This is a genomic window from Streptosporangium sp. CA-115845 (assembly GCF_050943795.1).
GTDB lineage: Bacteria > Actinomycetota > Actinomycetes > Streptosporangiales > Streptosporangiaceae > Streptosporangium.
The window spans coordinates 219,158-244,055 of record NZ_CP191987.1 but is presented as its reverse complement, the minus strand read 5'-3'; the positions used below and the strand labels follow the sequence as shown (position 1 = coordinate 244,055).

21 protein-coding genes are annotated in these 24,898 nt (G+C 68.2%); 12 read left to right on the top strand and 9 right to left on the bottom strand.

All coding sequences use genetic code 11. The annotated features are described in order from the left end of the window. The first annotated feature begins 399 nt into the window (after nucleotides 1-399). From ACQP0P_RS01115 to ACQP0P_RS01100, 4 genes are all read left to right on the top strand, one after another. Nucleotides 400-807, top strand: a complete 408-nt coding sequence (locus ACQP0P_RS01115) for a transposase (RefSeq protein ID WP_433358600.1) — start codon at nucleotides 400-402, stop codon at nucleotides 805-807. After that, entirely contained in the window at nucleotides 753-1,838 is a 1,086-nt protein-coding gene (locus ACQP0P_RS01110; protein ID WP_433358598.1) for an IS3 family transposase, read from the top strand. The genes ACQP0P_RS01115 and ACQP0P_RS01110 overlap by 55 nt, the downstream gene beginning before the upstream one ends. 91 nt (nucleotides 1,839-1,929) lie before the next feature. After that, nucleotides 1,930-4,440, top strand: a complete 2,511-nt coding sequence (locus tag ACQP0P_RS01105) for a tetratricopeptide repeat protein (RefSeq protein ID WP_433358596.1) — start codon at nucleotides 1,930-1,932, stop codon at nucleotides 4,438-4,440. Beyond that, nucleotides 4,437-4,862: a hypothetical protein gene (locus ACQP0P_RS01100; RefSeq protein ID WP_433358594.1), complete on the top strand. Its 426-nt coding sequence runs from the start codon at nucleotides 4,437-4,439 to the stop codon at nucleotides 4,860-4,862. Before ACQP0P_RS01105 ends, ACQP0P_RS01100 begins: the two co-directional genes overlap by 4 nt. A 330-nt stretch (nucleotides 4,863-5,192) precedes the next feature. Here ACQP0P_RS01100 and ACQP0P_RS01095 read toward each other — a convergent pair whose 3' ends face one another. The 4 genes from ACQP0P_RS01095 to ACQP0P_RS01080 form a co-directional block, all read right to left on the bottom strand. Beyond that, entirely contained in the window at nucleotides 5,193-6,209 is a 1,017-nt protein-coding gene (locus ACQP0P_RS01095) for a hypothetical protein (RefSeq protein ID WP_433358593.1), read from the bottom strand. Between the two features lie 111 nt (nucleotides 6,210-6,320). Continuing rightward, the gene (locus tag ACQP0P_RS01090) at nucleotides 6,321-7,355 is read right to left on the bottom strand and encodes an IS630 family transposase (RefSeq protein WP_433358914.1); all 1,035 of its coding nucleotides are present in this window, start codon (nucleotides 7,353-7,355) and stop codon (nucleotides 6,321-6,323) included. Nucleotides 7,356-7,773: 418 nt separating this feature from the next. Further along, nucleotides 7,774-8,442: a hypothetical protein gene (locus ACQP0P_RS01085; protein ID WP_433358591.1), complete on the bottom strand. Its 669-nt coding sequence runs from the start codon at nucleotides 8,440-8,442 to the stop codon at nucleotides 7,774-7,776. A gap of 543 nt (nucleotides 8,443-8,985) precedes the next feature. Further along, on the bottom strand, nucleotides 8,986-10,338 hold the full coding sequence (locus ACQP0P_RS01080) for a hypothetical protein (protein WP_433358589.1): 1,353 nt from the start codon (nucleotides 10,336-10,338) through the stop codon (nucleotides 8,986-8,988). Nucleotides 10,339-10,565: 227 nt separating this feature from the next. On the opposite strand from ACQP0P_RS01080, the gene ACQP0P_RS01075 reads away from it, so the two are divergent. From ACQP0P_RS01075 to ACQP0P_RS01040, 8 genes are all read left to right on the top strand, one after another. Then, entirely contained in the window at nucleotides 10,566-11,423 is an 858-nt protein-coding gene (locus ACQP0P_RS01075) for a sugar phosphate isomerase/epimerase family protein (RefSeq protein WP_433358587.1), read from the top strand. Beyond that, nucleotides 11,420-12,352, top strand: coding sequence for a Gfo/Idh/MocA family protein (locus tag ACQP0P_RS01070; RefSeq protein WP_433358585.1), 933 nt, complete (start codon nucleotides 11,420-11,422; stop codon nucleotides 12,350-12,352). The genes ACQP0P_RS01075 and ACQP0P_RS01070 overlap by 4 nt, the downstream gene beginning before the upstream one ends. Continuing rightward, entirely contained in the window at nucleotides 12,300-13,526 is a 1,227-nt protein-coding gene (locus ACQP0P_RS01065; RefSeq protein WP_433358583.1) for a methionine adenosyltransferase, read from the top strand. The genes ACQP0P_RS01070 and ACQP0P_RS01065 overlap by 53 nt, the downstream gene beginning before the upstream one ends. A 7-nt stretch (nucleotides 13,527-13,533) precedes the next feature. Beyond that, on the top strand, nucleotides 13,534-14,406 hold the full coding sequence (locus ACQP0P_RS01060; protein WP_433358582.1) for a hypothetical protein: 873 nt from the start codon (nucleotides 13,534-13,536) through the stop codon (nucleotides 14,404-14,406). Further along, on the top strand, nucleotides 14,403-15,458 hold the full coding sequence (locus ACQP0P_RS01055) for a hypothetical protein (RefSeq protein WP_433358580.1): 1,056 nt from the start codon (nucleotides 14,403-14,405) through the stop codon (nucleotides 15,456-15,458). Before ACQP0P_RS01060 ends, ACQP0P_RS01055 begins: the two co-directional genes overlap by 4 nt. Further along, nucleotides 15,458-16,192, top strand: coding sequence for a coenzyme F420-0:L-glutamate ligase (locus ACQP0P_RS01050; RefSeq protein ID WP_433358913.1), 735 nt, complete (start codon nucleotides 15,458-15,460; stop codon nucleotides 16,190-16,192). The genes ACQP0P_RS01055 and ACQP0P_RS01050 overlap by 1 nt, the downstream gene beginning before the upstream one ends. Further along, entirely contained in the window at nucleotides 16,189-16,956 is a 768-nt protein-coding gene (locus tag ACQP0P_RS01045; RefSeq protein ID WP_433358578.1) for an NAD-dependent epimerase/dehydratase family protein, read from the top strand. The genes ACQP0P_RS01050 and ACQP0P_RS01045 overlap by 4 nt, the downstream gene beginning before the upstream one ends. A gap of 85 nt (nucleotides 16,957-17,041) precedes the next feature. Next, complete coding sequence (locus tag ACQP0P_RS01040; RefSeq protein WP_433358576.1) at nucleotides 17,042-18,283, top strand: DUF1173 family protein; 1,242 nt, start codon at nucleotides 17,042-17,044, stop codon at nucleotides 18,281-18,283. A 74-nt stretch (nucleotides 18,284-18,357) separates the two neighbouring features. Here the strand turns inward: ACQP0P_RS01040 and ACQP0P_RS01035 are convergent, their stop codons facing one another. Genes ACQP0P_RS01035 through ACQP0P_RS01015 form a run of 5 tightly spaced genes read right to left on the bottom strand, consistent with a single transcriptional unit; the run spans nucleotide 18,358 to nucleotide 24,898 of the window. After that, a complete protein-coding gene (locus ACQP0P_RS01035) occupies nucleotides 18,358-19,455 on the bottom strand; it encodes a DnaB-like helicase N-terminal domain-containing protein (protein ID WP_433358575.1) in 1,098 nt (365 codons plus the stop codon). 25 nt (nucleotides 19,456-19,480) lie between these two features. Then, a complete protein-coding gene (locus ACQP0P_RS01030) occupies nucleotides 19,481-20,665 on the bottom strand; it encodes a DnaB-like helicase N-terminal domain-containing protein (protein ID WP_433358574.1) in 1,185 nt (394 codons plus the stop codon). After that, nucleotides 20,662-21,531 carry a hypothetical protein gene (locus ACQP0P_RS01025; protein ID WP_433358572.1) on the bottom strand — a complete coding sequence of 290 codons (870 nt, stop codon included), beginning with the start codon at nucleotides 21,529-21,531 and terminating at the stop codon, nucleotides 20,662-20,664. The genes ACQP0P_RS01030 and ACQP0P_RS01025 overlap by 4 nt, the downstream gene beginning before the upstream one ends. Beyond that, nucleotides 21,528-23,213 (bottom strand): type IV secretory system conjugative DNA transfer family protein, encoded by a 1,686-nt coding sequence (locus ACQP0P_RS01020; RefSeq protein ID WP_433358570.1) that lies wholly within the window; start codon nucleotides 23,211-23,213, stop codon nucleotides 21,528-21,530. Before ACQP0P_RS01020 ends, ACQP0P_RS01025 begins: the two co-directional genes overlap by 4 nt. After that, complete coding sequence (locus ACQP0P_RS01015) at nucleotides 23,210-24,898, bottom strand: hypothetical protein (protein ID WP_433358569.1); 1,689 nt, start codon at nucleotides 24,896-24,898, stop codon at nucleotides 23,210-23,212. The genes ACQP0P_RS01020 and ACQP0P_RS01015 overlap by 4 nt, the downstream gene beginning before the upstream one ends.

Here is a 24,898-nt window from a genome sequence, read left to right as displayed (position 1 = left end):
CCGACCTGGTGCGGCGATGCGTTTCGTCCTGGCATCGGTCTGACCGATTCATGCCGGTCAAATCGGCGCGTTGAGGTGGGGTGGCAGGGGCACTCAGGGGCGGATTCCGAGCGAGAGAGCAGGCTGCCGGTGAATGGTCGTCGTCGGGTGCGGCTGGGTGGCTACGCTAGCGCGATACTGCTGCTGGTGATGGCCGCCTTCGGCAATCAGGTGCTCAACGACGGGGCGTGGAGCTGGCCGTGGGCCGTGGCCGCAGCGGTGGCGGTGGCCACGGCCAGGTGGAATCAGTGGCGTGGTCGGCCGCAACCCCCTCCGTGCCAGGCTCAAGTGGGACACACGGTGAGGAAGTTCTCAGTGTGGCATGAGTAGGGCGAGACGTGGGTGTAGCAGACTGTGACGATGACGAAGCACGACCTGGAGGCCGGTGGGCCCCGGGCTGATCGACCCAAGCGCCGGCACTTCTCGGCGGAGTACAAGCTGCGGATCGTCGCCGAGTACGACGCGGCGCCGCCCGGCGAAAAGGGTGCCATTTTGCGCCGCGAAGGCTTGTACGACTCCAGCATCCAGTTGTGGCGCAGGCAGCGCGACGAGGGTGCCTTGAAGGGCGTCTCCGGGGAAAAGCGGGTCGCATCCGGAGAGATGGCAAGGCAGCGGGCCAAGGAGAAGGCGGAGCGAGAAAAACTCGAACGGGAGAACGCCCGGCTGAAGAAGAAGCTCGCCCAGACCGAGGCCGCTCTGGAGATCATGGGAAAATGGCACGCGCTCTTGGAAACGATGTCCGAGAGCGCGGACTCCGACAACTCCTGACCGAGGTTCGCGCCGAAACCCGCGAACAACTCGAACCCTACGTCGGCATCCAACGATCCTGCGCGCTGACCGGCATCAACCGATCCACCCTGTATCGACTACGGCAACCGAAGGAGATAAAGCCCGCAACCGTACGGCCCTCCCCGCCCAATGCGCTGTCCAAAGAGGAATGCGAGGAGTTGATCGCAGTCCTCAACAGCAAGGAGTTCGCAGACAAGTCGCCGCGCCAGGTGTGGGCGACCTTGATCGATCGTGGCACCTACCTGGCGTCGGTGTCCACGATGTACCGGGTCCTGCGCGCCCGCGGCCTGGTCCGCGAGCGGCGCGCTCAGGCCCGGCACGAGGCCAAGAAGAAACCGCACATGGTCGCCAGACGTCCCAACGAGGTGTGGAGCTGGGACATAACCAGACTGCCGTCCATCGAGCGAGGCAAATACTTCGACCTGTACGTGATGATCGACATCTTCTCCCGGTGCGTGGTGCACTGGGAGGTTCACGTCCGCGAATCAGGAGAGCTTGCCAAGCAGTTCATCGAGAACTGCATCAGGGCCAACGGCGGGCTCGCACCGCGGACGATCCATTCCGACCGCGGAACGTCGATGACATCGAAATCGGTGGCGAGCCTGCTGTCCGACCTGGACATCGTCAAGTCGCATTCCCGGCCGAGGGTGAGCAACGACAACCCCTACAGCGAGGCGAACTTCAAAACGCTGAAGTACTGCCCGGTGTTCCCGGAAGTGTTCGGGTCGGCGCAGGACGCGAGAAGCTTCTGCCACCGATTCTTCGAATACTACAACCATCGGCATTACCACTCGGGGATCGGGCTGCACACGCCGTTCACCGTGCACATCGGCACCGCCCAAGCCATTCAAGACAAACGCGAGGATACGATCGAGAAATTCCGTGCAGCCAACCCGCGGAGGTTCACCCAACGGCCGTCGCTGCCCAAGCTCCCCACCGAGGCGTGGATCAACGAGCCCAGCAACGACGACGTCCTGACCAGCAGCTCAGACGAGGAGGACGCCGCTTAACGCCTCAGCAGCACCATGTCCCACTTGACTTGACACCTACCGACCGGCCGGGACGCTACGGCTGGCCGACCCCCGGGGCGGGCCGCCGCGGTTGGAGCAGGTCAGGCTGGCTCAGCTCGGAGTCACCGTATCCCGGTTCGCCGCCTCCCCACATCGGCTGGCGCCGCACATCGCCCGTCCGATCGACGCCCTGCTCGCCGACGCCTTGACCGCCCTGTCCGATCAAAAAGCCGGGCGAGGCCGACTGGTGGTGGTTCAGGGGGAACGACTGGCCGGCACCACCCACGCCCTGGCCCACGCGCTCCGCAAAGGGCTGCCGACGTGGAAGGTGGTGGCCTTCGCCGACGAGCAGGAGATAGCGCTGTCAGTGATGGTGGAGCGGGCCGCGACCTGGGCGGAGCCGGGCTCAGGGGTGGTGGTGTGGCTGGACGCGATCAGCCTCAAACACCTGGCACAACTCACCGAACCACTGCTGACCGGCCTACCACCGCAGGTGGTGATCGCGGCGACCGTGCACACCGAGGAGCTCACCGGACCCGACGGGAAACCGGCCGCCCGACTCGCCTCCCCGGTGCCCGCCCTGCTGGACGAGCACGCCATACACTTCACGTTGGGGATGATCACTCCTGCCGAACGCCACCTGATCCGCGCCGAGCCCGCCTACCAGGAACTGGTCCCAGCCGTGGACGAGGTCGCGGTGGAAGTGCTGATGGGGCATCTCATGATCGCCCTGGAGACACTGCGCCACACCCTTACCCCCACCTCAGGCGAGCAGGCAGCCGACCGGGTGGCATTGCTGCGCGCGGTCACCGACTGGCAGCGCGCTCAGATGCCCGCTCAACTGACCAGGAAAGCCCTGCAGGAGCTGTGGAAGGGCTATCGCCTCCATATGAGTGGCCTGCCCCCGCACACCCGGCTTCCGGCCAAGCATTTCACCCGCGCCCTGGCCTGGGCGGGCACCGAGGCGTCAGCCGGGCGCCCGCAGCTGATCAGCGCCGCCGGCCCGTACCGGCCGCACCCGCTGCTGGCCGTGGTGGCCACCGAGCAGACCCCAGCGGGCTGGCCCATCAGCCCGCCACTATGGGACTACGCCCTGTGCCACCTGAACGAGAGTGACCTGCTCAAACTTGGCTACACCGCTTTGGACCACGACAACCCCGCTGCCGCCGCCCTCCTGCTGGACGCCCTTCCCATCGCCATCATCACTCCGCGAGTACTGGCCGCCATGGCCCGCCATTTCTACGACCGTAACGACCATGATGCCGCCCGCCACTGGTGGGTGCAGGCGGTCAAGTCTGGCCACTTCGACCACGCGCCAGCAGCGATGGTCGGTCTCGGCCTCCTGGAGAGCGAGCAGGGGCAGGTGGAGCAGGCCCATCACTGGTGGGTACAGGCGGTCGAGTCCGGTCATCCCGACCGTGCTCCGAGAGCGATGGTCAACCTCGGCATCCTGGAGGAGCAGCAGGGGCGGGTGGAGCAGGCTCGCGACTGGTACCTGCAGGCGGCCGAGTCCGGCCACCCCAACCACGCGCCGACGGCGATGGTCAACCTCGCTGCTCTGGAGGAGGAGCAGGGGCAGGTGAAGCAAGCCCATCACTGGCGAATGAAAGCGATCGAGTCCGGCGAACCCGCGAATATGTCGATGGCGATGCTCGGCCTCGGCCTCCTGGAGAGCGAGCAGGGGCGGGTGGATCAGGCCCGGCACTGGTACCTGCAGGCGATCGAATCCGGCCACCCTGACCACGCACTGACGGCGATGGTCAACCTCGCTGTCCTAGAGAGCGAGCGGGGGAGGAGGGAGCAGGCCTATCACTGGTGGGTACAGGCGGTCGAGTCCGGTCATCCCGACCACGCGCCGATGGCGATGATCCACCTCGGCCTCTTGGAGGAGGATCAGGGGAAGCTGGATCAGGCCTGTTATCGGTACCTACAGGCGGTCGAGTCCTGCGAACCCGGGAATATGTCGATGGCGATGCTCGGCCTCGGCATTCTGGAGAGCGAGCAGGGGCGGGTGGATCAGGCCCGGCACTGGTACCTGCAGGCGATCGAGTCCGGTCATCCCGACCACGCGCCGACGGCGATGGTCAACCTCGGCATTCTGGAGATCGGGCAGGGGCGGGTGGATCAGGCCCGGCACTGGTACCTGCAGGCGATCGAGTCCGGTCATCCCGACCACGCGCCGACGGCGATGGTCAACCTCGGCATTCTGGAGATCGGGCAGGGGCGGGTGGATCAGGCCCGGCACTGGTACCTGCAGGCGATCGAGTCCGGTCATCCCGACCACGCGCCGACGGCGATGGTCAACCTCGGTCTCTTGGAACAAAGGCAAGGGCAAATCGAGCGAGCCCAAGGTCGGCATACGAAGGCGATGAAATCAGAGCACCCCGAGGCCGCAGACCATGCTCGACTGGCATTAACTACCGATGCGTCCTCTGCCCCAGCGCAGTACTCTGGGGCCATGGGTGACATCGAGGTAAGAGAACAAGGGCAGTGGGCCTGGGTCACCGAGCGACGCTCGCTCGTCGGCACCCCGCCTCCGAAGGCGCTACAGGAAGCCGACGCCTTCATCGACCAGTTCTGGCCGGAGTCCAAAGCCTCGTGACCTTCCCTTCAACTGCCGGTGGGTTCGTCCTGGACCCTGGCGCTCTCGCCGAACTCGGCGGCGGGCTCAACTTCTATGCCGCGGCCTTCGTCGAACGGGCTGCAGCCCGTAGCCTGACGTTCATCGTCCCAGCCAGCGCCCTGTCGGAGGCCTGGCAACAGGTTCGCCGAGACGGGCCAGATCGCGTCGACCAGATGCAGCAATTCATCAGCGGGCCTTTAGTGATCGTCGTACCGCTGGACGCCGCCGCCGCGTACGCCGCGGGCGAACTGGTAGAGCGCTGTGACATCACCCCAGATGCGACGGCTGCGCATGTGGCCACGATCGCCCGCGAACGCGGCTGGCCGATCGCGGTAGTGAACCCTGACCGAGTGCTTGCGGTGGACCCCAAGGCCGCAGTGGCGAAGCTTCCAGGGATCTGAGCGGCCCCTCCCCGACGGATCTCAGACCCTACAGATTGAATGTTCTGTCTGGTTTGACATCTAGAGTCCGCTATGGGGTGTTATGCGGTGCGGGTCTGTTCGGTCTCACGGAATCTGGCCCGGTGTCTCATTGAATCTGGCCTACGAGGGTGATGTGGCATTGTTTGTCCGCTTCGTCGGGAACGAGGGCAGGGCATCGTGACGCCATGGGCCAGATTCGATGAGACGCGACGGAGAGAACGCGACACTTGGACCAGATTGAGTGAGACGACGCCGAGAGCTGTCGTCTCACTCAATCTGGTCCGGCCCAGGTCAAGGACTTCATGCCGATCATGCTTGGACCAGATTCGATGAGACCGGACAGGGTCGTCCGGCAACGCCCTCACAATGCCCTGCCCGCGCCGCGCGCAGAACGGGCAGATGATCAGCCAGTACGCGGGCGTAGGCGGCGAGCGCGGCGGGCAGTTCGTCACCGGCCCTGCCCCACACGCTGAATTCGGCATCCAGCCTGTCGACAGCCTCTGGCTCCTCGGCTTTCTCTAGCTGCCTGTCCAGCGCCCGGCAATGGATCTTTGCGGCCAAGGCCATGTCCACGGCGTGGGCAGCATCGAAGATCGCGGTCACCGTCTCCCCCGGCGTGCCGACCTCGGTCATGACGCGCAGGAGTTCGGCGGTGGTGGGCAGCAGCGGCATCTGGTGATCCAACCAGGCGCGCCCCCACAAACGGCGCCGCCGTGCCTCAGGCCACTCGTCTTCGGCCAGCATCGGCTCACCCTCGGCAGTGCGCGTGATCCTCAACCCCAGTTCGGCAGCGAAGTCCCCTCTGCCCACCATCGCCGATCCGGGCGCATCTCCCCCGCCGGGCGGGTCCCCATCCATTCCCTCAGCCAGCTCACACTGATTGTTTGGGATAGGGGCCAAGGCCGCCAGATCCTCAGCTCGCATGCGGGTGTGTGGATCAGCCGCCACCACCCGGGCCGGCCTCAAGGGCACCCCAGCGAGCACGGCCACCGCGGCGCAGGCCACCACATCGGCCCACCAGGACACGAACAGGGCCACTGCCCTCTCGTGCTGATCGGCCACCTGCTCAGCGATGAACTCCCGCTGGGCCCGCAGCGACTCCTGCGGATCGAGGATGAGAGCGCCGGAGGTTTGCCCCTGAGCCTTGAGTTGCTCTAAGCGGCGCTCACCCTTCTGCGACAACTCCTCCTGCAGGCGGACAGCGGCCGCGTGCTCGGCCAGCAGGTATTCGGCGGCTTGGGCCAGTGCCCGCAAGGCCTGGTCGATCGCCTCATCGCTCATCGCCTGCCTCGGCTGCGCCGAGATCACCGCGGAACCTTCTGCCACGCGCGCTCTCCTCGCCCAGGCCCCGAAGGACTCGTCGGCTGCGACGGATGACGGGCACCGACTTCCCCACGTCCAAGGGCGGGGCGGCCTGCAGTTGCCGTCGTCGGCAGACTAAGCGGCATTCCAGAAGTTCCGCTTGTAACCGGCCGGGAGCCAGGGGCTGGTCCACGGAGCGGCGGTGGCCAGCAACTGGTCGGGTGAACGAGCGCGGAAGAAGGCATGGACCTGCCGCAGACGGCCGGGCCAGGTAACGGCGGTGTTGGCGATGAACGCCTTGAGCGCGGCCCAGATCCGCTCGACCGGGTTGTCGTGCGGGCTGTAGCGCGCTGCGTACAGCACCTCCACCCGCGGATGCGCCTGCAGATAGCACACGACGTCCCGAGCGTGGTGGATGCTGTCGTTGTCGCAGATCACCACGATCTTCGGCGCGGCCGGAAAGGCGGCGGCCACCTCATCCAGCAGGCGCAGAAAGTCGGCCGCGCACCGGCGGCCCAGCCGATACACCCACCGCCCCGTGGTCAGCTCCACGGCGCCGAACACGGTGACCTGCCGGTTCTTACCCGGCGTGACGACGGCCGGGCGATCAGCGCGCAACGTCCACCCTGATCGCAGGTGCGGCAGCAGATGCACGTGGGTTTCGTCGGTGGCCCAGACCACCGCCCCGCGCGGCAACGCTCGCAGCCGCTCAGCGATGGCGGCCACCACCCGCCACCGGTCCGGATCGCCCCGGGCCACCAGCTTGGAACGCCGCCAGACGGCCACCAGGCGCACCCGCCGATACAGCGTGCGCCTGCTCAACCGGGGCCGGTTCAGGTACCGCCACAGCCGCGCAAGGGTCCACGGCCCCGGCCGGGCCAGCAGCTTGGCGATCCGGCCCATCAGGTGCTCGCCGCCCAGGCGGGGGCGGCCCGGGCGGGGACGGTCGGCCAGGCCCGCCAGGCCGTGGCGGTTGAACCGGTCGATCCATCGGCGCACCGTGGCGGCGTCGTAGTCCAGCAGGTCGGCGATCTGCGCCGCCGGCAGGCCGTGCAGCGACAGCAGGACCATCACCGCGCGTATCGCCTGCCGCCAGTGACCTCGCAGTTGGGCGTGTAATTGCTCGATCGAGGTGGCAGGGGCATTGGCGAACACGATGGGCGGGCGCATACTGACCACGACCTCGCCGGTGGGTGGACGTTGTGGCAACCTCGATCCAACCCCCGGCGAGGCCCGTGTCAACACCCTCATGCCTTGGCGATCTCACGCCCGGTTACGTGCAGAACTTCTGGATAGGCGCTTAGCGGCGCGGCTGGCCGGCGAGAGCCGAAATCGGCCGATAGGGCACCTGGGGCGACGGGCTGGGCCCCCTCAGCGACCCCGCGCCCGGCCGGGCCGTGTCAAAGGTCGTCGCTCAGTTGTGCAGGCGGCGGGGCGTTGACGATGGTGAGATCGTACGGCGACAGGCTCAAACGGCGTCCTCGGCGCGAACGGCTGTGAGTCACAGTCGATGACCGGGGGCCGATTGTCGTTGAGCGCCCGATTGCTGAGACAGAACATCAGGACGGCGTTTCCGTCCGAGATAGACCTATTTTCCGTTTTCTCTACGCAGTGCCCAGATCGGCAGCATCGTCGTTTCGAGCGCAGTCCAGATGTTTGGTGCATAGCGATGAAACAGGGCATCCAGCGCCGAGTCGCGCTCGGCGGGCAATCGGAGTACCAAGCCCTGGAGGCGAAAGCGCCGACGATTGCGGTCTTCGGGGATGACATGAACACCGAGGTCACTGAGGAGTTCACGCAGATAGGCGCGGTCACAGTCGACAGCACCGACGGCGGCCAGGACCTCGGTGAATACTCGCCACGCGTCGGTAAATTCAGTGAAGCTGGACTTCTTGCGCCGAAACAGCTTGGTCACGAAGTAGTCGACGAGAGCCCGGTCGGGTATGGGGCCCTGCACGCGGAACTCGGGGGCGGGGGTGAAGGCGACTGTGGCATACAGCCAGCGCCGATCCCAAGCGCTGCAGCCGAGCATGCCAGCCAGGGCGCCCAGCAGGTCAAGGTCATCGTGGAGCAGACCCTGGGCTCGTTGGAGGGCTTGCGCGAGAACGCCGCGGGGGTCGTCGGGGTGCTGGGCCCAATCGGCCAGGTAGCGGGTGGCTTCGCTCAGGAGTACGTCGTGGACGCACCGGCTGTACAAGGCGCCTCGATGCTCTGTCTCCGCGTTGTCCTCGGGAGTGGTGGGGTCGTAGCCGCCCATGTGAAGTGCTCGCCGCCAGGAGGCGAGTTTTTCCCATGGCGGCTGCCCTTGGTCGGCCCAGCGGTCTGGATCGGGGCATAGGCGCAGTAGTTGGTAGGCCCGAAAAGTGAGGAACTCCTCTGGGGTCAGGTCAAGCCGTCGTCGATGGTGGCGTAGTTCTCCGGCAAATCGGGCGGCTATAGCCTTTTCGCGGACCTCTGGTTTTTGAAGATGTCCCGTACTCACCGCAATAGTCTGTCGTCTTCTTCATCTGCTTTTATGGATTTCGGTGCTCTTCGCGGAACAGGTTGTTCACGTCGGCTGTCCTCGACCTGCTGGATTCACGCGATCACCACCGCGCACGTGAGGCCGGCACTGGCTGGAGTGCTGCGATGCTGGCCTGGTGGGGCAGTGCTAACCAGGTTGTCTCATTGGAGGCAGCGCAGGTGGACAAGGTGCTCGTAGGCAGCGCGGGGGCCAATATCCTGCGCGTCACTGATTTCGAGCCGCTGACCGTGTCCGCGGACCGCGCCAGCCGAGTCGGCGCGATCGTCTGGCGATACGTTAACGGTGCCGATCCGCTTCGAGGTAGTCCGCGATGACCGAGACCCCGCGGTGCGGCGCGAATTGCTCGGCGAGTTCTGCGAGCCTCAGGTTCAGGCGGCTGGACTTGATGCCCGCGGCGTCTTGCTGGATCGGGGAGGCGGCCTCCACCGCGCCGTCCAGGTCGCCGCGTTGGATCAGTACGCTGGCGTGCAGCACGCCGTGCAGTGCGCGGGTGCGGGCGTTGCGTGCGGGCAGGTCTAGGGCGGCGCTGGCCTGCTGTTCGGCGGCGTCGGTGTCTCCGAGGTCGCGCAGAGCGTGCATGACGGAGCCGCAGTAGTGGGCGGGGCTGAACGCGCCCAGCCATTCGGGGTCCTGGTCTGGGGCGGAGCGCTCCATCGCCCGGTCGGCGACACGTAGCGTGTGGCGGGTTTCGTGGGAGTCGCCGATCAGCGCGTGAGCCCGCGCTTCGGTGACGGTGATTCTGGCTGTCAGGGTGGCCGGGATGGCTCGGCCGCCGGTGTCGCGTGCGGATCGGGCCAGCCGCACAGCGGTGCGGGTCTCCCCCAGCACCAGCGCCTGCGTGGCCAAGTTCCCCAGCACGTAGGCGCCGTACGCGGTGTCTCCAGAGTGCTTGGCCAACGCGGCGGCCTGGGTGTAGTAGTACTGTGCGAGTCCTTGGTGGCCGGCGTCCATCGCCATCCATCCCGCCATGTCCGTGAGGGTGGCGGACACATTGAACAGCTCGCGGCCCAGCGAGTCGCTGTAGCTTCCCTGAAGCAGCGGGTCGACCTCGGTGGTGAGATATTGCTCCAGCCAGGACAATGCGTACCCGCCGCCATGGGCGTGGTCGAGCTGTCTGAATTCCCGCGTAGCTTGGCGTAGGCGATCAATATCGGCATCAGTTGCAGCGCGGGCGCCTTCTGTTCGGGTCAGTGGCGTCTGCGCGGGAGCGTCCCGCCAGTCGAGAGCTGCTTCGATCGCCGCGGCGGCGATGAAGGTGACACTGTGATGCATGAATGCGCGGCGCTCCACTGCGCTCCTCCATAGTTCAGTGACCGCGTTTACAGTAGCGGCCGGACGTGCGGAGATGCTCAGGCTCTGCCGGATCTTGTCGCCATGGTGGAACCCGAGCTGGTGAACAGTGAGAGCGCGCCCCAGTGCCCTTGACAGCACCTGGGCGAGTAGTACCGGACTCGGCGGGTCAGGAACCGCGCCCTTGAGCCAACGTCCGATCGACCGATAGTCGTAGGCCAGCCGCAGGCCGTGCTCAGTCGCCCCCAGATGCACGACCTGACGGGCGAGCGCGGCGTGAGACAGCCCGGATTCGGCGATGAGCGCGTCGAGCTCATGGTTCGCGATCGAACGAGGCATGGTCGCTACTCCCTGCGTCGGCGCGACCGTGGCGCGCTCTCACGCATGACGGTACGCGCCACCACGTGAGCTGCGCAGACTCACGCGGAACCGCACACGGGGGGTGCACCCTCACACGGGCGCTTCACCGAGGCGACACCACGTCACCCGTCGTCACTGCTGATGATCAAGAGCAGCGTGTTCAGCGAGAGCCCTACAGGAGGCTCCCCCGCCGAAGGAGAGAGACCATGGCAGTACCTCTGGCCAGCACGCTCGTGCTCAACCCCGATGAGCTCGGCCCCGATCCAGCGCCGGGAATGGACCTGGCGGTGAAACTGGGAATCGGGCACCTGGAGATCCGCTCGGCCGAGGGCGCCAATGCGGTGATGCTGCCCGACGAGAAACTGGAGCGCATCCGCGCCCTGGCCGACGAGCGCGGCCTGAAGGTGGCGGCGCTGGCCTCGCCGCTGTGGAAGTGGTGCCGGCCCGAGGCTCGACCGGGCCGGGTGGACACCTTCGGCTTCCCCACCCGGGTTTCGCCCGAGCAGCGGCTGGGCTGGGTGGAACGTGCTATGAAGGCCGCCGCCGTTCTCGGCGCCCCGGTGGTGCGGATCTTCTCCCACCTGCGCGTCGAGCCGGAGCTGACCGAGCGGTTCACCGGTGACCCGCTACTGACCCAGGCTCTGGAGGCGGCGGACCGGGCCGGGGTGCGGCTGCTGCTGGAGAACGAGCCGGTGTGCACCGTCGCCCACGCCGAGCCGCTGCTGGCGGTCCTGCGCCAATACCACGAGCAGGGCCTGGGGCTGTGGCTGGACGTGGCGAACCTTCACGAGGTCGGTCAGGCCACCGCCGAGGTCGTGAAGTCCCTGGCGCCGTACGTGGGCTACGTGCACGTCAAGGACTACGAGCCGGACGGTGACGGCGGCCGGACCTTCTGCCCGGCTGGCGAGGGACGCGTGCCCTACGGCGAAGTGCTGCCGCTGCTGCACGCTGCCTGCCCGGCGCTGCCCTACGCGCTGGAGACCCACGTGCGTGACACCCCCGCTGATGCTCTGACCGCTGGGGCTGCGTTCCTGCGGTCGACGGTTCCTGGGGGCGTGGCGTGAGACGGGTGCTGCTGGTCGGGGCCGGGGAGGTCGGCGCCAAGCACCTGAGCGCCCTCGCCGGCGCCGACGGGCTGACGGTGGCCGGGGTCGCCGATCCCTGCCCGCGCGCCGCGCTGCCGCCGGATACCCCGGTGTTCGCCTCCTGGCGCACGGCGCTGGCCGCGCTGACCCCGCAGTTGGTGGTGGTGGCCGCCCCACCCGGGATCGCGCTCGCAGCGGCCCGGGACGCGGCGGCGGCCGGGGCCACGGTGCTTGTGGAGAAGCCAGCCACGCTCGACCCCGCCGCCCTGGCGCCGCAGGCGGGCGACGAGCGGGTCTTCGTGGGATTCCAGCCTCACTTCGCCCCCGGCCTGGACGGGCTGCTCGCCCACCCCCCCGCCATCGAGCGAGCGGAGGTGGTGCTGGCGGTACAGCGCGATCCGAGCTACTTCCGTGACTGGCGTCGCGCCTACGCCACCGCGGGCGGGGTGCTGCACCAGCAGGCCATCCACGGGCTGACGCTGGCCCTGCGACTGCTGAGCGGCGAGGTCGAGACGGTGGAGGCCGAGGTGGCCCACCTGCGGGGCCTGGCCGAAAGTGAGGACCGCGTCACCGCCGACCTCACCCTGACCGGCGGGCGCACGATGCACATCAACGCTTATATCGACCACCCAGGCCCGCCCCGTCATGAGGTCCTCCTCCGCCTCGCGGACGGGCGACACCTGGCGGTGCGCGGACGCAACCTCGAAGCCGGGCTCGGCGAGACCGCCGCCGCCCCCACCCACGAGCAGTTGCGGCGCCGGATGTACTCGGCCGTGCTCGACGCCGCCCAAGAGCCCGCGCACCCCTGCCTGTTTCCGCTCTCGGCGCTGCGGCGCCCGCTGGAGGTGATCGACCGTGTCTACCGTGACGCACGCCGTGTCCGGGCAACGGACGCCGTTGCCGCATGACCTGGCCGTCGAGGTCGTCGAACGCAAAGGCATCGGCCACCCCGACACCCTCGCCGACGGCATCGCCGAACTGGCTTCCATCCGCTATAGCCAGCACTGCTTGCAGAAAGTCGGCGGAGTCCTGCACCACAACCTGGACAAGGTCGCCGTACTGGGAGGGCGGGCCGCCTTCACCGACACCGACGGGATCTACGACCGGCCGCTACGGGTGGTCTTCGGCGGCCGGATCTCCACCTCGTTCGCCGGACGACCGCTGCCGGTGCGTGAGATCCTCCACCAAGCCGCCATCGACCACCTACGCGCGGCGCTGCCAGGCTTCGACCGGGTACGGCTGGAGATCCGGCACGAGACCACCGATTCCAGCAAGTTCCCCCACTGGTTCGCCCCTCGCGGCTTGGAGGATCTGCCCGAGCGGCCGACGGCGTTTTCCAACGACACCGCCTACCTCGTGGGGTCGTCACCACGCACGATGTCGGAAACGGTCGCACTGCTGGCCGAAGCCTGGTTCCGCCGCCACCCGTGGGCGGGCAGCGACATCAAGGCCCTCGTCGTACGACAGGGCGATGCGTGGACGGTCACCGTGTGCGTCCCCGCGCTGGCCGGCCACCTGGCCACCTCCGCCGAGTTCGACGACGCGGTCACGCACGCCGCACAGGAATTGACCGCCCAGCTCGCCGGACGACTGCCGGGCCGCGTCAACGTGGTGTGCAACACCCGGGGAAGCCGTACCGGGCCATTGTCAGGGCAATACTTCACGCTGTCCGGCTCGGCCATCGACTACGGCGAGGACGGGCTGGTCGGCCGGGGCAACGCCCGCACCGGGCTGATCAGCGGCGCCCACCTGGCGGGCAACGAGGCCACTTTCGGCAAGAACCCGGCCTACCACGTCGGCAAGGTCGGCGGCTGGCTGGCCGACCAGGCGGCCCAGGCGGTGGCCGCCCAGTTCGGGCCCTGCCGGATCGGGCTGCTGTGGCGCAACGGCGCCCGCTACGACCAACCGGCCTCCATCGAGATCACCGCCGCCGGGCAGATGTCCGCTTCGCAGGCCGAAGCCGCGGTGCGGACCGAACTGGCCCGTACCGACTGGCTGACGGACCTGCTCGACGGTCGTTACCTACCTCGCGTCGAGCCAGTTGAGCAGCTGCTCACCGAACTCGCCCCTGTAGCCGGTTGAGGTCGCGGTGAAGAAGGCGAGGATCACCACCGGTCATGTGTCCGCCGTCGTGGCCCTGCCCGACGGCTTGGACACCGCCGCCGCCTGCGCGGCCAGCCGGTCTTTGCCCGGCGGCTGGCAGTTGGGCCCGCACGGCTCCGCCTCGCAAGTAGCCGTCGAGGTCACCATCGGGGCGGCGAACGTCGTCGCTGACCCCCACACGGTGCGGCTGTGGCTGCCCCGCCAGGCGGCAACGTCGGCGACCCTCGCCTACGCGACCTACACCGCGCTGGAACGCGTCCGCCAGCAGCAGCGTATGGTCACCGTGCACGCCACCGCGCTGCACACCCCCGCAGGGGCGGCGGTGTTATTGCTGGGTGCCAAGGGGTCTGGTAAAACCACCACGGCGCTGGCGCTGGCTGAACGCGGCTGGCTCCATGCCGGAGACGACCTGGTGGTTCTCGCCGAGTCAGACGACGGCGGTCTAGCAGTGTGGCCAGGTAAACCCACTGCTGCCGTCCGCGATCCATTGCAGGCGCTCGCGCCCAAGCCTTTGCGTGATCTGGAGCCGTTCGCCGCCGACCCGGCCCCGCTGGTGTGGATCGTGCGCCTGGCCGTCCACCCCAGCGGGCCCGCGGCCTCGCTGACGTCGGCGGTGCCGCTGTCGGCGAACGAGCGTCTGCGGCTACACGAAGGGCTGGCCCGCTACATCTCCGGTCTGCCTACCCCGCTGACCGGCACCGCCTCCGCGCCGTACGGACCGGTGTGGCCGCTGGACACGCCGGCGTGCGCACGGTGGCGCACCGGCCTCATCGCCGCGCTGAACGGCCACCGGTTCGACTACCTGTACGCCCCCACCCCTGATGCCGCCGCTGACCTGCTCGCCAAGGAGGCTTCGTGAACGTCGCCGCGATCTTGCCCAGCCGCAACGAACCGGCCACCATCGCCGCCGTCACCAGGGCAGTGGACGCCGCCTTGGACGACGCGCGGGCCGTGATCGTCCACGCCGACTCCTCCGACACCTCGGACACCATCGAACGCTTCGCGGCCACCTCGACACGCGCAGCGAAGCTCCCGCTGGTCGCTCTGGCGCGGGGCAAGGGCGCCCAGATTCTGGCCGCCAGCGGTCGCCCGGAGATCTCCGATGCCGAGGCGGTGCTGATCGCCGATACCGACACCCTCACCCCCGACCCGGCCATCTACCGGGCGCTGCTGGACCGTGTGCGAAGTGGGTACGGCCTGGTGATCGCCGACTATCCGCGCCACTGGGACGAGGCCAACCTCACCAACCATCTCGCCCGGCCGCTGATCGCCGCCGCCACCGGGCATGATGTGCCCCAGCCGCTGGCAGGAGATCTCGCCCTGTCTCGTGACGTGCTGACCGTCGTCCGTCAGGCCGCCGATGCTTTGTCCGAACCGCTGTCGGCGTGCGTGGATGGCTATGGCATCGACACCTTCGTGCTGCTCACCGCCGCTGCGCACGGTCCCGTGACGTCCGTACGGTTCGACCAGTCCAAACGGCACGCCGGCTCCTTCCCGCACCTGTCGGCTATCTACCACGAGGCCGTTCCCGTCCTGCTGCACATGACCGCCGCCTGGAATCCGGCGCCCGCGCCGCGCGGCGACGGTCCGGCGCCGTACCGGGCCGCCGATCGCGAACTGCCGCCCGGCCGTCTTAAAAGCATGCTGGCCACGTTGGACGACCTCTCCCCGTTTTCGCCGAGCGGATACGATGAATACCCTTGGCCGCTGCCTGCTGCGGACGCCTGGCGTGCCGTCGCCTCCGGCACCCCGGCAACCGATGCGGCCCGCCAGTTATGGCCGCATTACACCCATCGCGTCCGCAACTGGCTCACCAGCAACCAGTACGCCACCACCCGGCAACGAGCCCAAGAACTCGCTGTCGCCCACACCCGCCTGCACGCCGCTCTCACCTCAGCAGGAGCCCCATGATGACCACTGCCTCCACCTCCGGTTTCTCCGCCTTCGCCCTGGAGCCCTTTCCTGACTTCCAGGTCGGCGATGACCTGGTCGGCACCATCACCGGCGTCCTTGCCCGCACCAACACCAAACTGCGCGACGGCGACATCGTGGTGGTCGCCTCCAAGGTCGTGTCCATCGCGGAGAACCGCTACGTCGACCTCGCCAGCGTCACCCCCTCGCCCAAGGCGATCGAGCTGTCGGCCCGTACCGGCAAACCCGCCGAGATCGCCCAGCTCATCCTGGACAACTCGACGGAGTACTTCCTGGCCACCGAGCGCGGCCCGATCATCGCCCGGCACACCCTCGGCTACCAGCTCACCTCCGCCGGAATCGACCGCGCCGGAACGGATGGCGCCTGGCTGCTGCCCGCGGACCCGGACGGCTCCGCCCGCGCCCTGCGTGACGCGTTGATCGCCTTCACCGGCGTTGATCTGGCCGTCGTTATCGCCGACTCCGACGGCCGTGCCGACCGGCGCGGAGCGACCGTCATCTCCATCGGCGCCGCTGGCATCGCCTCCTTGCGGACCACCGAGCACGGCGGCAAACGACAAGAGGAGACCTTCACCGACCTGATCGCCGCCTCCGCCGGAATCATCCTTGGTCAGCGCGGACGCGGGGCCCCCGTCGCCGTCGTGCGCGGTATCGCCTACACCCCGAGTAACGAAGGTGTGGCGTCGATGCTCCACCACGCCCCCCGCCGATGAGCGACCTCGTCCTGATCACCGGGGCTAGCGGAACCATCGGTACTCATCTGGCCACTGACTTGGCCAAGGACGGCATTCGCCTGCGACTGCTTGACCTACGGCCACCGGCTGGCGGACCGCCCGCGGGCGCCGAGTTCGTCCAGGCCGATCTGCGCGACCAAGGCGCGATCGAGAAGGCAGCCGCCGGGATATCCACGATCATTCACCTCGCGGGTATCACCCAGGAAGGGCTGTTCACCGAGATGGTGGAGCACAACATCACCAGCACCTACCACGTTCTGGAAGCAGCCCGCCGACAGCGGGTGCCGCGCGTGGTGCTGGCCAGCAGTCACCATGTCACCGGCATGAACGTCGTCGGCGACCAGCCGGACCAGGCGTCGTTGGCCCCAGACAGCTTCTACGCCGTCAGTAAGATCGCCATGGAGGCCCTGGGTCACCTCTACGCCCACAAGGGCGGCATCGAGGTCGTCGCCGTACGAATCGGCAGCTACCGGCCCAGGCCAAGCGAACCCCGGCACCGGGCGACCTGGCTTAGCCCACGGGATGCCACCGCCCTGCTGTACGCCGCTGCCACACGGCCTCTGCCGAGCCCGTTCCTCACCCTGTACGCCACCTCCGGGAACGCCGAACGCTGGTGGCCCCGAACCGGCTGGGGCGCCATCGGCTACCAGCCCGTCGACGCCGCCGACCAGCACCCCGGAACGGGACCGCTCACCGACCGTTTTACCGGCGGCGCCTTCGCTGACCACGAACTCCCTGCATGAGCGCAGGAAAAGGGCCTAGATCGACCACCAGAACTCTGACTAACTATGTCAGAATTTTCCCGACTATTGAGTCGAGGAGGTCGGGATGTCTGCGAGCGACAACACCTCGTTCAGCCAGGAGGCGACAGAGACGGGCCAGCACGTTCAGCTGGCTGACACGGTGGTGCCTTTATCCACTGTGCGGGCCAACCCGGCTCGGTTTACCCGCTTGTTCACCCGGGCCAAGGCCGAGGCCGGTCATGCCCAATGTTTGTGCACCGCCCCAGCCCTCAAACTCGTGATCCGCGTGCGAGAGGGCCGCTACCACTTGGCGCGCTGGCCAGGTCAAGGCGACCACCACAAGGCGGGATGTGACTTCCACCAGGTCGATCCTGGCCTTTCCGGCCGTGGGCACTACAGCGACCAGGCGATCTGTGAAACCGACGAGGGGACCGCCATCCGTTTGGGTATCCCGCTGGAGACCCGGCTGACCACTTCTCGCCCGACCCGCGCGAAGAGCCGGCCTGCGGTGTCGGTGGGGGGTTCACGCCGCGCCGTCGGATTGCTGGGGTTGCTGCACTGGATGTGGGAGGAGGCAAAGCTCACTGAATGGCTGCCTTCGCGGCGGCGTACCTGGCGGGACTGCCATGCCCGTCTGCTGCACCGAGTGGCGGAGTGCACCGTCAACGGGCTCGATTTGGCCACTGCGCTGTACGTCGTGCCGCCCTACCGGCCCGAGGACGCCGCGCGCAACGCCGGGGCCTTCGAGGCGTTCGGCACACGATTGGGGCGCCAGGGCGCCATCGCGCGGCGCGCTTTGATCCTCGGTGAGATCAAGGAGATCGGTGACACCCCGTATGGCAAGCGGATCATGCTGCGTCATCTGCGCACGCCCCTGTATGCCACTACTGTGCTGGTGGAACGCGTTCGCGCCTCCTACCGCAGCGTGTTCTCAGCGGCCGCCGGTGATGAGGCGCGGCGGGTGGCTTTATGCATGGTCGAGCGCAGCGCCAGAGGTCACCTGACGATTGTCGATATGGCGGCCATGCTGACCGGCCGTGCGTCGATTCCGGTCGATTCTTCATATGAGCTTCGCATGGCTGATCAGCTCATCGCTGCGGGCCGTAGTTTTATTAAGCCGCTGCGCTATGAGGGGGATGAGGTTTTTCCTGATTTCGTGCTCATCGACGTCACCCCTTTTGTGTATGTCGAGGTGTATGGGGTGCGCGGCCGCGAGTCCTATGACCAGCGTAAACGCGTCAAACAGAAGTACTACCGCACCGCGGGCATCTCCGTGCTGGAATGGGACGTCACCCAGCCCCTACCTGATCTTTCCGGCAGCCGGTAGCGCCACCTCGCGCATCGCCGAACAGCCCTCTCCCCCGCAGGTATGGACTGCATGCTCTTGCTGTGGCTCGCGGACTACAGGCGGGGTGCTTGCGCTGAGGGCTCCAGCGCTGGGGCCTCGAGTGCTGGTGGTTGGTAGAGCGGCTGAAGGTGGTAGGGCTGGCGGGCGGTGAGGGTCTGAAGCTGCTGGGCGGCGAAGGCGAGCAGCTCACGCGGGTCGAGACCGGGCAGGGCGGCGGCGTTTGTCAGCCGGATCACGGCGGCGCTGGCGTAGGCGAGGGCGGAGCTTTCCTGGACGCGCTGCGTCAGCCACAGCACCGAGGCGGGGCCTGGCTCACCGAAATGCTCCTGGAAGCGGTCAAACGTTTCTTGGCGGGGATCCGGCAGCAGGCCGGCGCGCTGGGCCTGCCCCATCACGGTCACCAGGTCGATGGCGGCCTTGTTCTCAGCCATGGTGATCAGCAGGGTGAACAGTTGGCCACGGTAGGGGTCGCTGAAGTCGCCGGCATCCAGCAGGTCATGAATCTGGTTGATCTGGTGGGGTGCGGCGATCAGCGCGCTCAGCAGCTGATCTTGGTGGTCGAGGTCGACACGATCAGGGGCGGTAGCGATGGCCGGTTCGGCGTCAAGGCGCCGCAACACCACACTGGACAGGTCAGGGACGTCCAGCCGCTCCCCCAGCCGGGCCACGATGATTTTCGCGCTTTCGGCGGCGGCGAACAGGGCCGGGAGCTGCTTTCCGTCCTGGCGGTGGCGCTCAAGGGTCTGGGCCAGGCGCATGATGTGCAAGGCGACGGCTCGGCGCGTGTCGGCTTCCACGACCATGAGCGCGTAGGCCGTGACATGAGCAGGCTTCGGACAGCGCTCAACGAGCTCATACAGGCCCAGCGCGCCGAAATTGGGAATGTGCTGTATTCGCTCCCACATGATCATAAGGGTCTGTTCCAGGGAGTCGGATTCAGGCGTGTAGGCCGGGCTGTCGATGTAGGCCAGCAACGTTGTGTAGACCTCTTGGTGGGCCGGCCGGTAGAAGTCCTCGGCCTCCAGCCAGTCGCGTACCTGCGCGGCCAAGGAGGGCGCCAGCAGCAACGCGCCCAAGAGGGCCTGCTCGGTGTGAATCTCCAGCGGTGTGGCGTCATACAGGCCGTCGAGTCCTTCGGGCAGGTCGCTCACCGGTGCTCACCTCCTTGACCGCTGATCACATCGAGGTTTTGGCGCCGGGTTCGAGGCCGGTGGCCGCGGGGTCGGCCAGGGGAGCACCGTAGGCGCCGGGCGGCGGGGCGTAGGTCATGGTGTCGCTGGCGGTGACGCTGCGCGAGGCGTGCCAGCGCTCCACCTTCCCGTTCAGGCTCTCCAGCGCGGCGAACGCTTCGGGGATGGCTTGGCGGGGGGTGGCGTTGACGGAGGTGACGGAGGTGAGGACGCGCTGGGTTTGCTGATCCACCGCGGTGGCGATGCCGCGCTCGACGACGTCTCGGGCCAGGGGAACGGCTTGCCCGGGGGCCGCGTCGGCGCACCGTGCCAGGAAGGCGGAGACCTGGCGGTCGTCGATGGCGGTGGTGCGGCTGGCTTCGAAGACGACGGTGATGGCGTTGATGGGTTGTCCCCGTTTTTCCAAGTCCAGGAGCGCTTGGTAGAGCGCGGTGCTTTGGGGGGTGGTGAAGTCGCTGGTCTCCAGCCAAGGGCGGATTTCAAACAGCTGGCCGGGGTCGACGACGAGCGAGGCCAGCAGCTGATCTTCCGTGGCGTTGTTCGACACCTCTCGCAGGCTTTGGAAGGGGGCTCGCAAGGCGGCCAGGCCTCGCTGTAGGAGGGAACCGCGCCCCTGTTGGGACTCGGGGGCGGGCGCGGATCGGCCGGCGGCGGGGGCGCTTTCGCCGGCAGCGGGCGCTGCGGCGGGTTCGGGCCGGGTATCGGGGTTGAGGTTCCAGCGGTTGGCGAGTTGAAGCAAGACCGTGCGGGTGAGGGTGATCTGCTCGGTGGCCGCGTTGGCGGTGGCGCCGGGGGCGGTCATGGACGCGGCGATGCGCTGGGCGTGCTGGGCGATGGTGCGCCGGGTGGATCCCTCCAAGACCATGCCCGCGTATTGAACGGTCTGGGAGGGATTGGGGACGGTGGCGGCGATCTCTTGCAGCCAGGAGCCGCTGCGGCCGAGGGAGGCGGCGTGCAGTTCGAGGATCGCGCGAAAGGCGTTCCATCCGTCGATGCTGCGCAGATCGTGCGCTTTGGCCTGCTCGGCCATGACCTTCAGCAGGCTTTGATGGTCTGGGTCGGAGAAGTCCTGTGGTTGCAGGCCGCTGTTTGTCAGGATCGGGCTGATCTGGCGGGGGTCACGCAGGAACGATCCCAGCAGGGCGCGTTCGGCCAGGGTGTCGGGTCTCATCGTTCCTGCCTGGGCTCAGCGGTGGGGGGCGGGGAGTCGATCAGGGGTGTGCTGGCGTAGCGGGCCATCGCGGCTTGGCCGGCGGTGTATTTGGCCAGGTGGCGATCCAGGTCGGCGGTCATCGCGGCGTCGTCGACGCGCACGTAGATGCCCTCGCTGCCCAGCCACCAGGCGCCGTCGATGCGTACGGCGGGGATGTGGCCGATGCGTTCGGCCAGGCCGGAGGCCAAGAGGGCGTTGACGTCGGCTTCGGCCATCGCTGCGGGAGGTCTTTCGGAGTTGTGCACGGCAGAGGCGGTGGGCACGGGGGCGGTCCTTTCGGGCAGGAGCAGAAAGGTGATGGTCACGGCGGGTTTCGTCGCCCAGGTGGAGGTTTTCAGCCAGGTGGCGAAATCCTGGAAGGGTTCGGCGTCGCGGCCGTCGTCGTGGGTGCGGCGCAGGCAGGTTCCCGGGTAGCCCAGGTTGGGGGCGTGACGGGCAAGGGCGTCGTAGAACGACAGCAGGGGTATTTCGCTGTCGGGGTTGTGAATGCGGATCCATTCGGCATACAGGGCGCTGAGCACATCCAGCGGGCCGGGGTGCATGTACCAGCAGGCGGGAATCTTCTCGTGCAGGGTCAGGGGAGGTTCGCCGTGGCGGGCACGAAGCCAGTCCACCCACTTGGCCATCTGCGTCATCTGGTCGCGGCGCGCTCCTGGGGCCATGGCCTCCCATATCCACCGTGGCGCCCCGCCTTCTTGGCCAGGGCCGGCCGGCAGGGCGGGCGAGTCGGGCGAGATGGTGGGCAGCGCAAGTTGCACCGGCCCGGTCAGGGGGGTGCGCTGCAGGGGCGGGGTGGGCACGAAGGAGGAAGGTGGTTGGTTCATGCGCTGTGTGCCTGGGCGAGGGTTTTGAGGGCGGGGTCGCCGAAACAGGTGCGCATCTGCACGTTCATCGGCGGCAGGTTGGCGTATTGCATCACCGCGTTCCACTCCGGTAGCTGCTGCAGCATGTACACCGGTGCCAGGTCGTCTTTTTGCAGGTTGGTCGAGACGCTGTGGCGCCCGTCGCTGCCGGTGCTGTGGCTGGGGCGATCGGCCAGGGAGGAGCCGAACATCTGGGAGAAGTACTGCAGGGTGTGCATGTCGCCCATGCCGGGCAGCAGCATCCGCAGCTTGGACTGCGACAAGATGGTGCGGGCGGAGTCTTGGCCGTAGCGGGTCTGTAGCTGGGCCAGGTCGTGCCAGACGGTGATGAGCTGGATGCCCATGCCGCGGGCGGTGGTCAGCAGGGTCGGCAGGCCGGGGTAGCGAAAGACGTTGCCGGCCTCGTCCAGGGCGGCCAGCAGCCGTGGTTTGAGCGGGCCGGTGCGCTCATATTGTTGCTCGGCCTCGTGCACGATGCTGGCCACCAGCGCGGTGAACATCGGTGCCAGGCTCTCGGCTTGGCTGGGCGGGGCGACGATGCACACGGTGCCTTTTTCGGCCAGGAGTTGTGCGGCGGTGAAGTCGCTGGTGCAGGCGCTTTCACGCACCCGGGGGCGGGAGTAGGCGTCGACCACGGCGGCGGCGGTGAACAGCACGCTGCCGATGCCATCGGGGTGCAGCCGCCAGACCGAGTCGTAGTTGTCGGCCATTTGCTCGTGGCCGTGTTCGGTCAAGATGGCGCGGATGTCGCGGCGGACGTCTTGGCCGTCCAGGCACCAGCGGTAGAACTTCTCCACGCCGCCGCCAGAAAGGGCGGCGGCCATCAGGATGGGGCCGACCAGGGCGCGGGCCTTGAGGACCCAGGGGCGGGTGCGGGGGTCGTCGGTGATACCGGAGGCCTCACACAGCCACTGGGCCATCCGGTCGGCCGATTCCTCGTCGATGGCATAGGTGGTGGGTGACCAGCGGGCCGGGCGCATGAACGACAGGCCCTCGGGAGCCACCACCCACACGGGGCCGCGTTTGCGGCGGGCCTTGACGATCCATTTCAGGTCGGGGCCCTTGGCGGTGGAGACCACGCACGGGCCGTCCCATTCCAGCACGTTGGGGATGATCAGCCCGAGGGTCTTGCCCGAGCCGTTGGGCCCGAACACGGTGGCGGAGATGCAGTCGTCTCCGGCGAGCAGGGCCCGGGTGCGGGTGCTGCGGCCGGCGACGATGCGCCCGGGCCGCTGGGTGGGATCTTCGGGCACGGTGATGCGTTGTTCGTGGACGGGCCCGGCCCAGACGGCGCCCCGGTCGCCGCGCGGGGCGCGCTGCTTCCACAGCCGCAGGCCCGCGTACGCGGCGCCGGCGGTGAGGGCGAGCAAGGCGATGAGCAGCGGCCAAAACAGCGCGACCGGCAAAGGGGGCTGGCCGGTGACGCGGGTCCAGGCGTGGGCGGCATCACCGGTGGCCAGCAGGTAGACCGTGAACGGCAGGGCGTCGCCGTAGCCGCTGGCAAAGCCGCCGCCGCTGGTGGCGGCGGCGAGCTGGGCGGCCAGCCAGGTCACGCTGACCGTGGCCACCAAGGCGGCGAACAAGGCGGCGATCACGTAGTAGGGCTCACCGTTGCCGCTGGTGGCCGCATCGGAGGTGTTCACCCCTGCTGCCCTCCCCCGGCGAATCCGGCGCCGTTGCTGTTGGCGGCGGTCGCGCCGCCGCGGCGCGGCTTGGGCGGCGCGGGTGCTGGAGGCGCCGGGGCGGAGGGTTCGGCGGTGGTGGGGGGCAGGTCGGTGGCGTCGAGCAGGGACAACTGCTCGGCGCCGCCGGACGTGCTCGCCGCGGCGGCGGGTGGGCGGTAGTCGGTGTGGGTGAAGGTGGCCTCGGCGCGGCTGCGCACATGGTGCACCAGGAAGGAGCGCCGATCGCCGACCCTCCACAGTCCCATTCCGGGACGCAGGTCACGCACGATCGCCTCCTCGGCGCTGTTGAGACCGAAAGAGGTCGCACACAGGGGCAGCTGCCCGGGCTTTTGCTGATACAGCACGACCGTGCCGGTGTCGGCGATCAGGCTCAAGGCCAGTGCTTCGCGTTCGCTGCCGGCGTCTCCGGCGGTCAGCAGGTCGCCCGGCTGGTGGAAGACCAGGAGGTTGGAGACCAGGTTGTGGCGGGCGAGCTTGCGCATCGACTGATACCAGCGCAGCGTGCCCAAGGTGAGGTCGGCCCAGGCCTCATCGGAGACGACGAGCCGGCGGCGGCCGTCGCGCCTGCTGAGGGCCGATTGCAGCCAGGAGGTGGCGCAGATGCGTACCAGCGGCAGCGCTGAGCGGCGGTGTTGCAGGATGTGGGAGAGGTTGATGACGATCAGCCGCGAGGCGGGCCCGGCGTCGATGTTGGTGTGGGTGTCGAACATGCCGCGCAGGTCGCCGTCCAGCAGCCGCTGGACGCCCATGATCAGGTCGGCGGTCTTGTCGCGCAGTTCGGCGCGGCTGATGGGCAGCTGGTCGACCAAGCGCTGGCCGGGATTCAGCATCGCCTCGACGACCTCGGGCAGGATCGGGACGCGGGGGCGGTCGCCGGGGGTGAGGGCGGCCGCCAGGCTGTCGTGGCCGCCGGTATCGGGGGGGCGCGTCAGCTGCAGGGAAGCGTCGGTGATCTCGGCGATGGCGATCTTGCACAGGGTGAGTTCGGCCTGGGTCAGGGGCCGGTCCAGCACCGCGGTGCCCAACGCGACCAGCATGGCCAGTTGCCGCTCGGCCACCAGGGTCGGGTCGGCGCCGCTGGGCCCGGGGTCGAAGGGGTTGAGCCGGGCGGCCAGGCCGGGGCCCAGGAAGAGCGGCTGGGCGCCCAGGAAGCGGGCCAGGTCGCTGTATTCGTCTTTGACGTCGGTGACGAACGCATCGCGGCCGAACTCATAACCGCGGGCGATCATGCATTTGATCAGGGTGGATTTTCGCGAGCCGATCTCTCCGAAGATCATCGCGTTGGGGTTTGAGGTGATGCCTGCGTCGTAGTACTCCCACGGGTCGTAGCAGAAGGTGCCGCCGCCGAGCAGGTTGTGGCCGACCAGCGGGCCGAGCACGCCGATCCCGGCATCGGCCATCCAGGGATAGATGGCTTGGAGGACATCAGAGGTGGCCCGGTGCGGCGGCAGGTGCAGGCGGCGCAGCTGGCGGCCGGACATGGGCCGCTGGGCGCCGTCGCCGATTACGCCGGGGACGGTTTCCACCGCCCAGGCCGCCTGGCGGCGGGCCGGGAGGCGGGCGGGCCGGCGCCGCAGCCGGGTGAGGGCGGCTTTGACCTCTACCACCGGCCCGGTGGGGGTGGGACGTTTTCTGAGCCACAT

Coding starts and splice junctions, on each gene's coding strand:
- ACQP0P_RS01115 (WP_433358600.1), top strand. CDS start 400: ATGACGAAGCACGACCTGGAGGCCGGTGGGCCCCGGGCTGATCGACCC.
- ACQP0P_RS01110 (WP_433358598.1), top strand. CDS start 753: ATGGCACGCGCTCTTGGAAACGATGTCCGAGAGCGCGGACTCCGACAA.
- ACQP0P_RS01090 (WP_433358914.1), bottom strand. CDS start 7,355: ATGCGCCCGCCCATCGTGTTCGCCAATGCCCCTGCCACCTCGATCGAG.
- ACQP0P_RS01085 (WP_433358591.1), bottom strand. CDS start 8,442: ATGGGCGGCTACGACCCCACCACTCCCGAGGACAACGCGGAGACAGAG.
- ACQP0P_RS01080 (WP_433358589.1), bottom strand. CDS start 10,338: ATGCCTCGTTCGATCGCGAACCATGAGCTCGACGCGCTCATCGCCGAA.
- ACQP0P_RS01075 (WP_433358587.1), top strand. CDS start 10,566: ATGGCAGTACCTCTGGCCAGCACGCTCGTGCTCAACCCCGATGAGCTC.
- ACQP0P_RS01050 (WP_433358913.1), top strand. CDS start 15,458: ATGACCACTGCCTCCACCTCCGGTTTCTCCGCCTTCGCCCTGGAGCCC.
- ACQP0P_RS01045 (WP_433358578.1), top strand. CDS start 16,189: ATGAGCGACCTCGTCCTGATCACCGGGGCTAGCGGAACCATCGGTACT.
- ACQP0P_RS01040 (WP_433358576.1), top strand. CDS start 17,042: ATGTCTGCGAGCGACAACACCTCGTTCAGCCAGGAGGCGACAGAGACG.
- ACQP0P_RS01030 (WP_433358574.1), bottom strand. CDS start 20,665: ATGAGACCCGACACCCTGGCCGAACGCGCCCTGCTGGGATCGTTCCTG.
- ACQP0P_RS01025 (WP_433358572.1), bottom strand. CDS start 21,531: ATGAACCAACCACCTTCCTCCTTCGTGCCCACCCCGCCCCTGCAGCGC.
- ACQP0P_RS01015 (WP_433358569.1), bottom strand. CDS start 24,898: ATGTGGCTCAGAAAACGTCCCACCCCCACCGGGCCGGTGGTAGAGGTC.